Source organism: Rudanella paleaurantiibacter, assembly GCF_009184635.1.
Lineage (GTDB): Bacteria > Bacteroidota > Bacteroidia > Cytophagales > Spirosomataceae > Rudanella > Rudanella paleaurantiibacter.
Genome location: NZ_WELI01000003.1, coordinates 564,821 through 578,535, shown reverse-complemented (window position 1 = coordinate 578,535; position 13,715 = coordinate 564,821). Strand labels below are relative to the sequence as shown.

Below are 13,715 nucleotides of genomic sequence, written 5' to 3'. Positions count from 1 at the left end.
GCCTGCTTTTAGTAGGCCACTTTTTTCATATATTGCCTTGCTCTTTTCCCGGCGCAGGCATTTTGCCGGGCCATCGTACTGTTGACTTAATCCTTCATGGCGTACCTTTCTCCGTACAGTGCGGTACTGACCGCCAAGACGGCGGCCCACCTGCTCCGCCGGGCAACGTTTGGCCCCACACCCGCCGAGATTACGCAGTTTACGGGTAAAACGGCCGCCGAAGCCGTGCAGCTCCTCATCGGCAACGCCAATTACAGCCCACCCGCCCCCGTTGATCTGGACAGCACCCAGCCCACCGCCGGGCAGGCCTACATGGGGTTTGCGTTCAATGGTGACCGGAACTTCGACTTTGGGCATTACATCCGGTACTGGTGGCTGGGGCTCATGCTCGGGCAGAACCAGCCGATTAGCCTGCTCGATAAACTGACGTTGTTCTGGCAAAATCACTTCGTAACTACCCGCGAGGTAGTCGATGATTACCGGTTTGTATGGCGGTATCTGCAACTGCTGCGAACCAACGCGCTGGGTAATTTTCGGACGCTGGTAATTGAAATCAGCAAAGACCCGGCCATGCTCAAATACCTCAACGGCAATGAAAACGAGGTGGGCAAGCCCAACGAGAATTATGCCCGCGAGTTGCAGGAGCTGTTTACAGTTGGTGCGGTCGACTACGACGGCAACAAGAATTACACCGAAGACGACGTGAAGGCGGCCGCGCGGGTGCTTACCGGCTGGAAGTTTACCAACTACTGGGTCAATGGGTCAACAAGCATCAGTACCACCTTCAACGCGGCTAAACACGATACAACGAACAAAACGTTTTCGGCCAGTTACAGCAATGCCGTGATTACGGGCCGTACCGGCACTACAGCGGGCGATACCGAGCTGAATGATCTGGTGACCATGTTGCTGAACCACCCGCAAACGGCCCGGTTTATCTGCCGCAAGCTCTACCGGTGGTTTGTGAACCCCACGGTTACGCCCGACATCGAAACAAATGTGATTATTCCGTTGGCCCAGTTTTTCGCATCGGCGGGGAATAACTGGGCTATCCGGCCGGTGATTGAGAAACTACTCACGAGCGACATCTTCTTCGACCCGGCCAATATCGGAGCCATGATTAAGTCACCGGCGGAGTTTCAGATTGGGGCGTTGCGGTTTTTCGGGCAGATGCCGCCTGATATGCGCACCAAAATTACCCCGTTCAAAAAGTACATGGACTTTGTGTTCTGGCGGATGCGTGACTTACAGGAGCCGCTCCTCGACCAACCGAGTGTGTTCGGGTACGAGCCGTATTACCAGACGGGTTTCTCTAAAATCTGGATCAATACCACCACCGTAGCCCTGCGCAACGACTATACCGATGCTTTTATCTGGCGTTGGCTGGAGGTAGAGCCCGGCTACAAACTGGGTATCGACCTGATTGCCTGGGTGACGAGCCTGCAACCTAATTTTAGTGATATTCCCGCTTCAGGAACGGGCGGCACGGGCCCAGTCACCTGCGTGCAGGTACTCGACGCCTTTACCCGGAATCTGTTCGCGACGGACCTGTTTGGGAGTCAGAAAGACTTCCTGATCGACCAGATTATGATGATGAACTCCTCGCCCCGCACCAGCTGGGAGTTTGAGTGGAACACCTACCGCCGAACCATCACGTATCCGGCCAACTACACCACCACCCAGGTTACCAACGCCCGCAATACGATCAACTGGCGGCTCCAGACCCTGATGAAGTACATTTTACGCATGGCCGAATATCACGTGTTATGAAACGAAGAGATTTTATGCGGGCGGCTTCGTCGGCCCTGCTGCCGGTTATGGTCGATGGGTTTGGGGTGAAGGCGATGGCCAAAAGCTCGGCTCTGGTGCAGTCGCTGATGCAGACCGGCGCGGCCTACGGCGACCGGGTGCTCGTGATTATTTACCTCAATGGCGGTAACGATGGCCTGAATACCGTGATTCCGCTCGATCAGTTGAGTGCGTACAACACCCTGCGCGGCTACGGCACAACGGCCAACGTGGCTATCCCGCAAAACAAAGTCCTGACCCTGTCGGGTAATGATAAAACCGGGCTACATCCCTCGCTCACCGGCTTGCGCAACCTGTACAACGACGGTAAGCTGACGGTTGTTCACTCGGTATCGTACCCCAATCCCGACCAGTCGCATTACCGCTCGACAGACATCTGGATGACGGCCGTCGACGCCGAGCAGACGAGCGAAACGGGCTGGGCCGGGCGCTACCTGAACACGCAGTTTCCGGGCTATCCGGTGGGCTACCCCAACCCGCAGATGGAAGACCCACTGGCCATTCAGATTGGCTACCTGACCTCTACGGCCCTGCTCGGCCCCACCCAGTCGATGGGTATTGCCATCAACGACCCTGATAGTTTCTACCAGCTGGTGGGGGCGGCAACGTCTACTTCTCCGGCCGATTTGCCCTGTTGCGATGCGGGCGATCTGATTGCGTACATCCGCAAGCAGCAGGCCCTTTCGGTGGGGTACGCGGGCGAAATCAAACGGGCGGCCGATGCCGGGCGCAACTTGGCTACGTACCCGGCTTCGACCGAAAAAAATTACCTGGCCGATCAGCTCAAAATTGTGGCCCGGCTCATTCACGGGGGGCTCAAAACCAAAATTTACTTTGTGTCGCTCGGGGGCTTTGATACGCACTCGACGCAGGTCGATAGTGCCGACCCGACCCTGGGCGAACACGCCAGTTTGCTCGGAAAGCTGTCGGCGGGGATTGCAGCTTTCCAGCAGGACCTGGCCTTGCAGGGCACCGAAGACCGGGTGGTGGGCATGACGTTTTCGGAGTTTGGCCGCCGGGCTAATTCCAACAACTCGCGCGGTACCGACCACGGGGTGGCTGCCCCGATGTTTGTGTTTGGCAAGGCCGTAAAACACCCCACCATTGGCACCAACCCCGATCTGAACGACCTGATTCCGAGTTTCGGGGGCAACAAAGACATCAAAATGCAGATTGACTTCCGGCGGGTGTACGGCGATCTGTTGACCGATTGGTTTGGCGCAGCCCCCGCCACCACGGGGCAGGTGCTGTTTAGAAACTTCCCGACGGTTTCGCTCTTTTCCGACGTGGTTGAAACGGTAGCCTCGGGTGACTGGACCAACCGGTCCGTCTGGACAGTAGGCCGGCAGCCAATGCCGGGCGAATTTGTGCGGGTTAATGCCGGGCACACGGTTACCATTGGCCAGAACGTGTCGGTGCGGAACGTGAAACTGGACGGCAAGATCCAGTTTACCGGACCCTACAAACTGAGTATTACGGGGTAGGGGCTACCCCGGCCTATGCGGGTCCCGGTTGTTTTGTATCTTGCCAGTATGATCCGGGTATTGCTGTACATGATGAGTTTCTGGCTGGCTTTGGGGCCGGTGCTGGGCCAAAAGCGGGAACGCACGCGCTGGGTAGATGCCGAAGATGACCTCCGGGGGGCGTCGTGGCGGTTCAAAGCGGGCGATAGCCTGCGCTGGGCCGACCCGGCTTACGAACCGCTCCACTGGGAGCACCAATCACCCACCAACACGTTTCAGGTTAATAAGGCACTCTGGAAAGCCGGGAAGGGTTGGTTTCGGATGGCCTTTCGGATGCGGCCGTCGGCGTTGGGCAAAGACATGCAGCTGGTGGTACAGCAGTTTGGCCGGTCCGAAATCTTTCTCGACGGCCGGTTACTGGCAACGGTCAAGCCTGCCCAATTCGATTCGGGTGGTTCGCAGCGGGTGATCCAATTTGTCTCGATGGGGGTTGCCGATACAAGTAGGCATGTGCTGGCCATTCGCTATCAGTTTCGGCGCGATCCGGTTCTGTTTGATGCGGTTGATATTGCCCCCATGTATGTGTATTTCAGAACGGCTAATGAAGCCGGGCTTTCATTGCTAAAGGATCGCTGGTCGATTCTTGGTAATGTTTTCTTTACCAGTGTTTTTGCCATTCTGGCCCTTCTGCATGGTTTGTTTTATCGGGTTAATCGTAATCAGCGAATTCATTACACGCTGGCCTGGATGATGCTATCCTTTGCTTTGGCATTCAGTATTGGTGAGTTGTATAACCATACAGCGACGCTGACACAGCAGGCAGTGGTCGATCTGTTGGAAGAGGTGCTGATCTGCCTTGGATTTATTTTGCTCCTCACAACCGCCTATCAGTACCTGCATCTCCGGCGGGGGCGGGCCTACTACCTGCTGGTGGGTATAGCCGTGGCCAATTTGGTCTATGAATTTAGTATCAGCCAACGATACGGAAGTCTGGGGATAATGCCGTTACTGCTGATTCTGACGGATTATGTGCGTCTTGGCTGGATTGGCCGCCGACGGGGTGATGCCGACTCCCGCTTGCCGTGGCGTTCGATTAAAACAGCGCTATACTGTGTGGGGCTGATTATGGTGTACAGCGTGGTGCTAGTCATTTTAGAGCTCACCACGAATAATAATTTCGATAGCTCAATTCTGATCCCCATTTTTCTGCTCGTTGTGGTCATTCTGTTCAGTATTCCGGTGGGGTTGTCGCTCTCGCTTGTGCGCGACTACGCCCGTACGTACCAGGCTCTGTCCGACAATCTCCGCGAGGTACAGCAGCTCTCAGCCCGCACATTGGCCCAGGAACAGGAAAAACAACAGATTCTGGCTACGCAAAACGACCGGTTGGAGCAACAGGTTCGGGAGCGAACGGCCGAGCTACACCAGTCGCTCGAAGAACTCAAGGCCACGCAGGAACAACTGGTGCAGCGCGAAAAACTGGCGTCGTTGGGGGAACTGACGGCCGGTATTGCCCACGAGATTCAGAACCCGCTCAACTTCGTGAATAATTTTGCCGAGGTGAGTGTGGAGCTGCTCGATGAGCTGCACGAAGAACGAGCCCGACCCACCCACCGCGACGAAGACCTGGAAACCGAACTGCTGGAAGACCTGAAGCAGAACGTCCAGAAAATAAGCGAACACGGCAAACGGGCCGCCAGTATTGTGCGGGGCATGTTGCAGCACAGCCGCGCCAGTAGCGGCCAAAAGGAACCCACCGACCTGAACGCTCTGGTCGATGAGTATCAGCGGCTGGCTTATCACGGTATGCGGGCCAAAGACAAAGGCGGGCCAACGGGGCGTTTCAACGTGTATCTGGAAACGGCGCTGGCCCCCGATCTTCCGCTCATCAAACTGGTGAAGGAAGATATGGGTCGGGTGCTGGTCAATTTGTTCAATAATGCGTTTTACGCCGTTGACCAGCAGGCAAAAACTACCGATCAGTCCAACTACCGGCCCACGGTTTGGGTATCCACAGCCGCCCAGGCCGATACCCTTGTGATTCGGATTCGCGACAACGGCACCGGGATTCCGGCCGAGGTGGCCCGGAAAGTGTTTCAGCCTTTTTTCACAACCAAGCCTACGGGGCAGGGCACCGGCCTGGGCTTGTCGCTCAGTTACGACATTGTGACCAAAGGACATGGCGGCACCATGACCCTCACCTCAGAGCCGGGTCTGTTTACCGAGTTTGTGATTACGTTGCCGGTGACGTAGAGACGCAAGATATTGCGTCTCCTCCGCGTCAGCCTTGCTTTCCCTCCCGCGCAACCGCCCCAAAACGATAAACCCCAACCCCTCTCCCGTTGTCTTCTCTCACCTCCTATACTTCTGTCCTGACCCCCCAAACGGCGGCCCATTTGCTCCGGCGGTCGTCGTTTGGGACCACATCGGCCGAGGTAGCCGAGTTGGTTGGGCTTACGGCGGGGCAGGCGGTGGGGCGGCTGGTGAGTAACGCAAACTATACCGTACCGCCCCCCATCGACCTGAACGACGCTAAGCCTACTGTGGGGCAACCTATCAGCACCATACCGTACGACGGCGACCGCAATTCGGAGTTGGGGTATTTTGTGTCGTACTGGTGGTTGGGTGTGATGCTGGGTCAACAGCAGCCAATTAGCCTGCTCGATAAACTGACCTTGTTCTGGCAAAATCACTTCGTAACCACCCGCGAGGGGGTCGACGATTACCGGTTTATCGGGCGGTACCTGCACCTGCTGCGGACCCACGCATTGGGTAATTTCCGGACGCTACTGATCGAGGTGACCAAAGACCCGGCCATGCTCAAATACCTCAACGGCAACGAAAACGAGGCTGGTTCGCCCAATGAGAACTTCGGCCGGGAGTTGCAGGAACTGTTTACGGTCGGAGTTCTCGACCCGGCCGGGCAGTACAACTACACCGAAGACGACGTGAAGGCGGCTGCGCGGGTGCTTACCGGCTGGAAATTCAGCAACTATTGGGTGAGTGGCTCTACGACCATCGGCACCACCTTCGACCCAACCAAACACGATACAACGGACAAGGTATTTTCGGTGCACTACAACCATACCGTGATTCGGGGGCGGAGTGGTCCTTCGGCGGGCGACGATGAACTGAACGATCTGGTAGCTATGCTGCTGGCCCGCCCACAAACCGCCCGGTTTATCTGCCGTAAGCTCTACCGCTGGTTCGTCAACCCGAATGTGACGCCCGACGTTGAAACGGCTGTAATTGAGCCCTTAGCCTTGTTTTTAGCCTCGCCGAGTAATGATTGGGCCATTCGGCCGGTGCTGGAAAAACTGCTGACGAGCGAGGTGTTTTTCAGCCCCCAAAACCAGGGAGCTATGATTAAATCGCCCATCGAACTGGTGGTGGGCACGTTGCGGCTGTTGCAGTTGCCCCCGCCCGACATGGTCACCCGCCCGGCCTCGTACCGGAAGTACATGGATATTTTTTACTGGCGGCTCCGCGACTTGGGGCAGCCGTTGCTCGATCAGCCCACGGTGTTTGGGTACGAGCCGTATTACCAGACGGGTTTCTCTAAAATCTGGATCAACACCACCACCATTGCGCTACGCGGAGCCTTGATTGATTATCTGGTGCAGGGCTATTTTGAGGTCGAACCGGGGTATCGGCTCAAGCCCGACTGGGTAGCCCGGATTGAAGCCATTCAGCCTAATTTTTCGGATGTGCCTCCGCTGACCCCCACCAACCCGCCTACCGGCACGCGGGCCGTAACCTGCGAAGAGGTTGTAGCGGCCCTGCTCGACGGCGTGTTTGCCACTGACCTGTTTGCGAGTCAAAGGGATTTTCTGATCGACAAAATCATGATGCAGGAGATTCCCCGGCTATCGTGGGAGTTTGAGTGGAATGCGTACCGCCGTGACCCCACCGACTCGTACCGCCGAAATACGGTGCTTTGGCGGCTCGAAAATCTCATGAAATTTGCCCTGCGCATGGCCGAGTACCACGTCGTATAAGCTGTCATCTTGTTTAGAAAGATGACATTGAAAAAAGCACCTTATCTTCCGACAAGGTGCTTTTCGCAAAAAAGAGTATACGTTGCTTACCGGCCGGGGGCCAGTACGGCTACGTGGCCAGCCTCGCGCATGGGCTCGCTCGGGGCCGACCGGTCGATCAGGGTACCAGCTACCGCAACGGCCAACGCAATCACGAGGGCGGGCCAGAAACCGTGAATCGTGAAGCTATCCATAAACTTGTCGATCAGCTTGAGCAGCAGGGCTGTAACCACCAGTCGTACCAAGCCCGTCAGTAAAAAAAACGTGACCAGGTTAAGCGGAAACGCCAGTAGCCAGCCCACAAAGAAGTTGAGTATGCCGAGTAGCAACGCAATGAGTACGGCCGTACCGAAGCTCTTTACTTCGATTTGGGGCATCACGTAAGCCAGACCGAAAATGACGGCGGCATCGAGCAGGAGATGTAGAATGAAATTCATACAATGAACAGAAGGATTGTTTGCCGTTAGAAGAATGCAATATGCAGTTTTGTTTCGAAAACTACACCTGCCGGGCTATCTACAGACTAACTGACCCTAAACACATTGGAGCAGGGCGGGTTAATGGAACATCTACCCATTTGATGGCACATGTCTGATTCAACCGAACACGATTCTCACAAACTGATTCAATACTTACCCCTCATCCTGACGGTGCTGCTCGTGGGTGGGCTCGGGGTTGCTTACGTAGCGGTACCAGCGTTTAACCAATTTATCAGCGAGGCAGTCGAGGTGCTATCGAGCGATGACCGGCCGCGTATTTCGCAGTGGGTGAGTCGGTTTGGCTGGCGCGGTCCGCTGATTATTGTGGCTGCTATGGTAGCGCAGATTTTTATGGTCGTGGTGCCTTCGTTTGTGCTCATTGCGGTGTCGATGCTGGCGTATGGGCCGGTCAACGGTACCCTGATCTCGCTGGTGGCGTCGGGGGTAGCGGCTACGGTAGGCTACGGCGTAGGTAGCGGGGTGGGCGAGGCCATGGTTCGCCGACTTGTGGGCGACAAAACCGAACGTAAAGCCGGGGCCTGGGTCAAACAAAACGGTTTCTGGTCGATTGTTTTTGCCCGGATGACCCCGTTCATTTCGGGCGATGCCATTAGTCTGGTTGGTGGATTATCGGGTTTATCGTACCCCAAATTTATTACGGCTACTCTGCTGGGGGTGACTCCGTTAACGTTGCTCATCGCGTATTTTAGCCGGAGTCAGGACCTGATGCGGAAAGGCTTTATCGGCCTCACAATTGTAAGTGGGCTATTGTTGCTCGGCTACTGGTTTGGCCGAAGGATCAAGAAAGCCGCCACGCAGGACTAGGTGGCCTGAGTGAATATAAAATACTCAGTACTGGACATTAGATGTTGGATATTAGACATTAGACGTTGGACATTAGACGTTAGACCTCCATATCTAAAGGTAGTAAGTCTAATGTCCAGTGTCTGAAGTCCGAATGTCCAGTACTGAAACTGTACATTGTTCATTATACATTGATTAGTACTTCCCCTCAGTCTGTATGATTCGTTACGTATTTCTCTTGTTGCTCACCACGGTTGCCTGTCGGCAGGGGGCTTCACAACAATCGCCAACAACAACCCGCACTCCCGATACGGCCGGGTACTATCAGACCAAGACCCCCGCTTACGATGGCATCGGGCGGGTGTACATGGGCCGCGAAATTTCGGAAGTGATGGGGCACCTCGGCGCGGGTTGGCTCGAACGTTCGGAGCGACAGCAGGAAGAGCGTACCGATTTGCTGGCGGCCGCTTTGGCCCTCAAATCGACCGATGTGGTGGCTGATATTGGAGCCGGAACAGGCTATTTCAGTTTTCGGCTGGCCCGGCTGGTGCCGCAGGGCAAAGTACTGGCGGTGGATATTCAACCTGAAATGATCGAGTATCTGGAAGCGGGCAAACGCAAAAATAAAGCCCCCAATGTAGAGCCGGTACTGGGCACCATTACCAACCCGAAGCTACCTGCCAACAGCGTAGACCTGGTGCTGATGGTGGACGCGTACCACGAGTTTTCGAACCCGCGCGAGATGATGGAGAACATTGTGCAGTCGTTGCGGCCGGGCGGGCGCGTTGTGCTGGTAGAGTACCGGGCCGAAGACCCCAACGTGCCGATCAAGGAGCACCATAAAATGTCGGAAGCGCAGGCGACTAAAGAAATGAAGGCTGTGGGGTTACGTTTGCTTAAAAACGACAAACGCCTGCCCCAACAGCATATTTTGATCTACGGAAAGGGGGAGTGAAGCCTTACTTATTCTATTCTCCCTTTTATTCTTTACTGTTGGACCGGGCTTCGATTTAGCTTACTCTTCCGGTAGCCATACGAAAAATAAAGCACCAGCCCGATTACGAGCCAAACCACAAAAATGAGCCAGTTGCTCAGGCCCAGCTCGGTCATGAGGTACAGATTGGTCAGGATACCCAGCACCGGTAACAGGGAGAAATTGCGTTGGAAGGCCAGCACCGACAGTACGGCCCAAGTCAGGTAAAACACATACAGCAGAGGCTTCTCGGCCATTGAGCTAAACAGCCATCCGCCCGACAATCCCCAGGCTACTACCCCAATCAGGCCTATCCCAATCAGGTACTTGCCGTTTACATACGGCACTTTAAACTTCGATTGGGCCGAAATGCCCTTGGCGTCGAGGTACAGAATCCCCCCGCACACCATAATAAAGGCAAAAAACGTCCCGACGCTCGTGAGGTCAATGAAAAACTGCATGTCGAGAAACAGCGAGGGCAGTGCTACGAGCAGCCCCGTAACCATGGTTGAGAACCAGGGCGTGCGGTATTTGGGGTGGATGCTCGAGAAAATGGGCCACAACAGTCCGTCACGGCTCATGGTCATCCAGATGCGGGGTTGCCCCAGCTGGTAGGCAAGCAGGGCACTCGTAATGGCTACGACCGCGCTCACCGAGATAATCCCGGCCATAGCATCCACACCTACCTTCTGAAACACGTATGCCAGCGGATCGTCGACGCCCAACTCCTTGTAATTCACCATGCCTGTGAGTACGAGCGTAATAAGTACGTAAAGCACCGTACAGATAACAAGGCAGTAAATCATGGCACGCGGCAGGTCGCGTTGCGGATTGCGGCACTCCTCGGCCGTTGTCGAGATGGAATCGAAACCGATAAACGCAAAAAACACCGACGCTACCCCACTCAGTACCCCGCCCACGCCGTTCGGAGCAAAGGGCGTCCAGTTGGCGGGCTTGATATAAAATACGCCGGCTCCAATTACCAGGGCAATGACGGCCAGTTTAAGCACCACCAGGGCGTTGCTCGCATTGCGCGACTCTTTGATACCAATGTACACAAGAGCGGTAATCAGTACCGTGATTAACCCGGCCGGTAAGTCCATAATTACTTTAAGGCTACCGATGCTGGGAGCGGCCTCGTACGCTGCGGCCAGCACACGCTGGGCATCCGTAGCCGATGCCGCCGACTGCTGCACGGCCTCGTAGGCGCGGGCCGCTGACCCATAATCGCTGGAAAGCCATCCGGGAAAACTGACGCCGAATCCGGCCAGCATCCCCGTAAAATATTCGGACCACGAAATAGCCACGACCATATTCGAAACGGCATATTCGAGAATGAGCGACCACCCGATGATCCAGGCAAAAATTTCGCCGAAAGCCACGTAGGCATAGGTGTAGGCGCTGCCGCTCACGGGCACCGTACTGGCAAACTGGGCGTAACTAAGGGCCGTAAACACGCAGGCAATGGCCGTGAAAACAAATAGTAACGATACCGCCGGACCGCCGTTGAACGAAGCCCGCCCGATAGTACTGAAAATACCTGCCCCAATAATGGCCGCGATGCCCAGCGAGGTAAGGTCGCGGACACCCAGAATTTTCATCATTTGTGAGGAGGCACCGTGTTCGGCTTCGGCAAGAACCGAGTTTACCGTTTTTTTGCGAAAAAGAGAGTTGCTCATAAAGGCAGAGACAGCAACGGAAGGGAGATTTTCTCGTTTAAACGCTAAAAATAGAAATACTTTTTGGATGTCAGACGTTAGAAGCTGGATATTGGCCTTTGTATGCCCAACTTGGGGAGCTACCAGTTCATAGCCTTCAAGGGGCATCCCCGGCTCACCCGTTTTTAGGGCTCATCGGTCGGTTGTCTAATAGCCAGTGTTTTAGCTTTTCAATTCATGTCAATACGCGTTCAGCAGTTAACCAAGCAGTACGATTCGGGGCAGCGTGCCGTCAACGGGATTTCGTTTTCGGTGGAGCCGGGCCAGATTGTTGGCTTTCTGGGCCCCAACGGAGCCGGTAAGTCGACAACCATGAAAGTGGCAACGGGCTACCTGCCGCCCACCGAGGGTACCGTACTGGTGAACGGCTTTGATGTGCGGACAGCCCCGATGGACGTGCGCCGGAGTGTAGGCTACCTGCCCGAGCATAACCCGTTGTATCTGGATCTGTACGTGAAAGAATACCTGCGGTTTTCGGGCGAACTGCACGGCCTCAGGGGGGAAGGGCTCACCCGCGAAATAACCCAGGTGATCGAGCGGGTGGGACTGGGGCAGGAGCAGCACAAACGTATCGGGCAGTTGTCGAAAGGCTACCGCCAGCGGGTGGGTTTGGGGCAGGCGCTGCTGCATAATCCGCCGGTGCTCATCCTCGACGAGCCTACTACTGGCCTCGACCCCAATCAGCTTTCCGAAATCCGGCAGGTGATCCGAGAGGTAGGTCGCGACAAAACTGTTTTGTTTTCGACCCACATCATGCAGGAGGTTGAGGCCCTCTGCGACCGGGTGGTGATTATCAGTGGGGGAGAGCTTGTAGCCGACAGCCCCCTGACCGAATTGCGCGCTCAGGCCGAGGGAGGGCTAACTGTGGTTGCCGAGTTTGAAACCGACCTCGCCGATGCCGAAGCCCTCCAACAGATACCGGGTGTACAAACCGTGGAGCGCATTGCACCGGGGCAGTACCGCATGACAGCCGATTCTGGCACCGATTTGCGGGCGTCGGTATTTCGGCTCGCGGCCGACCGTGGGCTCACACTCGTTGGCCTGCGTCAACAAGCGAGTAATCTGGAGGGAATCTTCCGCGAACTCACGCAGAAGTAAACGGGGGTTAACGTTTCTTTTTGACCGCCTGGCGGCCCAGAGGATTACAGCCGGGCCGACGTATCGGATAAACCGGATTTTCTTCCAACTGAATAAATCCGGTTTATCCTGGAATCCTGTCCAAAACTTTTTTCGCAAGTCTTTCGTATGAACTTATCCTACACTCGTTACAACTGCGCCAGCAGGTACAGGACCGCCATCCGAACGGCCACCCCGTTTTCAACCTGATCGAGAATGATGCTGTGGTGCGAGTCGGCAGCGTCGGAGGTGAGTTCAACCCCCCGGTTTATCGGGCCGGGGTGCATCAGCACAATCGAGCGGTCCAGCTCGTCGAGCATCTGCTTTGAAATCCCGTAGTACAGCGAATATTCCCGTAACGAAGGGAAGTACTTGATCTGTTGCCGTTCCAACTGAATACGCAGTACGTTAGCTACGTCGCACCAGTTGAGAGCCTCGCGTACATCGTGGCTAACGCGCACACCCAGAGCGCTGATGTGTTTGGGAATCAGCGTTGCCGGGCCGCACACCATCACCTCGGCCCCTTGCTTTTGCAAACAGAAAATGTTGGACAAGGCCACCCGCGAGTGGGTAATATCGCCGATAATAGCCACGCGCTTACCGGCTACGTCGCCCAGTTTCTGCTGAATCGAAAACGAGTCGAGCAGGGCTTGCGTCGGGTGCTCGTGGGTGCCATCGCCCGCGTTGACTACGTTGGCCGGAATGTGTTTCGCTAAGTAGTGGGGCGCACCGGGGCTGCTGTGCCGCATCACAATCATATCGACCTTCATGGCCAGAATGTTGTTGACCGTATCGAGCAGGGTTTCGCCTTTCTTGACCGAGGAGCCCGAAGCCGAAAAGTTTACGACATCGGCCGAGAGCCGTTTTTCAGCCAGTTCAAACGAGAGCCGGGTGCGGGTCGAATTCTCGAAGAAAACGTTGGCAATCGTAATGTCGCGCAGCGAAGGGACTTTTTTGATCGGGCGATTGATGACATCCTTAAATTCCTTGGCAGTGGCCAGAATGAGCTGAATGTCGGATTCGGTCAGGTCTTTGATTCCCAGCAGGTGACGCGTACTGAGCGATTGCATAATAATAGAGGGGCGGCAAACGGTTTGGCAAAGATAGCCCGAGGGGCGGGTTAATCCTAAATGCGAACGAGTGAAAGCGCGAAAGAGTGAGCCGCTGGTCAGGTGGTGAAAGACTAGGCCGCCGGGCGGTGAAAGGGTGCAGGCCGCGTTTTGCCGGGCCGCGTTCGGCCGAACGCGGCCCGGCAAAACCAGAATGTTGCCTGGCGTAAAAACGACGAAAGCGTGAAGGACCATCCCTCACGCTTT

General features: G+C 55.6%; 10 protein-coding genes. 7 read left to right on the top strand and 3 right to left on the bottom strand.

Translation table 11 applies throughout. The annotated features are described in order from the left end of the window. Window positions 1-96: 96 nt before the first annotated feature. The 4 genes from F5984_RS10935 (at window position 97) to F5984_RS10920 (ending at window position 7,270) form a co-directional block, all read left to right on the top strand. Complete coding sequence (locus F5984_RS10935) at window positions 97-1,770, top strand: DUF1800 domain-containing protein (protein ID WP_152124280.1); 1,674 nt, start codon at window positions 97-99, stop codon at window positions 1,768-1,770. After that, the gene (locus tag F5984_RS10930) at window positions 1,767-3,293 is read left to right on the top strand and encodes a DUF1501 domain-containing protein (RefSeq protein WP_246168912.1); all 1,527 of its coding nucleotides are present in this window, start codon (window positions 1,767-1,769) and stop codon (window positions 3,291-3,293) included. The genes F5984_RS10935 and F5984_RS10930 overlap by 4 nt, the downstream gene beginning before the upstream one ends. A 48-nt stretch (window positions 3,294-3,341) precedes the next feature. Then, entirely contained in the window at window positions 3,342-5,525 is a 2,184-nt protein-coding gene (locus tag F5984_RS10925) for an ATP-binding protein (protein ID WP_246168911.1), read from the top strand. Between the two features lie 89 nt (window positions 5,526-5,614). Then, window positions 5,615-7,270, top strand: a complete 1,656-nt coding sequence (locus tag F5984_RS10920) for a DUF1800 domain-containing protein (RefSeq protein ID WP_246168910.1) — start codon at window positions 5,615-5,617, stop codon at window positions 7,268-7,270. An 86-nt stretch (window positions 7,271-7,356) separates the two neighbouring features. Here F5984_RS10920 and F5984_RS10915 read toward each other — a convergent pair whose 3' ends face one another. Next, window positions 7,357-7,746, bottom strand: a complete 390-nt coding sequence (locus F5984_RS10915) for a phage holin family protein (protein WP_152124278.1) — start codon at window positions 7,744-7,746, stop codon at window positions 7,357-7,359. A gap of 150 nt (window positions 7,747-7,896) precedes the next feature. Here F5984_RS10915 and F5984_RS10910 point away from each other — a divergent pair, with 150 nt between their 5' ends. Then, window positions 7,897-8,613, top strand: coding sequence for a TVP38/TMEM64 family protein (locus tag F5984_RS10910; protein ID WP_152124277.1), 717 nt, complete (start codon window positions 7,897-7,899; stop codon window positions 8,611-8,613). Between the two features lie 196 nt (window positions 8,614-8,809). Continuing rightward, the gene (locus F5984_RS10905) at window positions 8,810-9,547 is read left to right on the top strand and encodes a class I SAM-dependent methyltransferase (protein ID WP_152124276.1); all 738 of its coding nucleotides are present in this window, start codon (window positions 8,810-8,812) and stop codon (window positions 9,545-9,547) included. Window positions 9,548-9,579: 32 nt separating this feature from the next. On the opposite strand, the gene F5984_RS10900 is transcribed toward F5984_RS10905, so the two are convergent. Further along, window positions 9,580-11,244 carry an amino acid permease gene (locus F5984_RS10900; protein WP_152124275.1) on the bottom strand — a complete coding sequence of 555 codons (1,665 nt, stop codon included), beginning with the start codon at window positions 11,242-11,244 and terminating at the stop codon, window positions 9,580-9,582. 216 nt (window positions 11,245-11,460) lie between these two features. Here F5984_RS10900 and gldA point away from each other — a divergent pair, with 216 nt between their 5' ends. After that, entirely contained in the window at window positions 11,461-12,381 is a 921-nt protein-coding gene (gene gldA, locus F5984_RS10895; protein WP_152124274.1) for a gliding motility-associated ABC transporter ATP-binding subunit GldA, read from the top strand. Window positions 12,382-12,548: 167 nt separating this feature from the next. Here the strand turns inward: gldA and F5984_RS10890 are convergent, their stop codons facing one another. Then, window positions 12,549-13,469 carry an aspartate carbamoyltransferase catalytic subunit gene (locus tag F5984_RS10890; RefSeq protein WP_185155494.1) on the bottom strand — a complete coding sequence of 307 codons (921 nt, stop codon included), beginning with the start codon at window positions 13,467-13,469 and terminating at the stop codon, window positions 12,549-12,551. Window positions 13,470-13,715 lie beyond the last annotated feature (246 nt).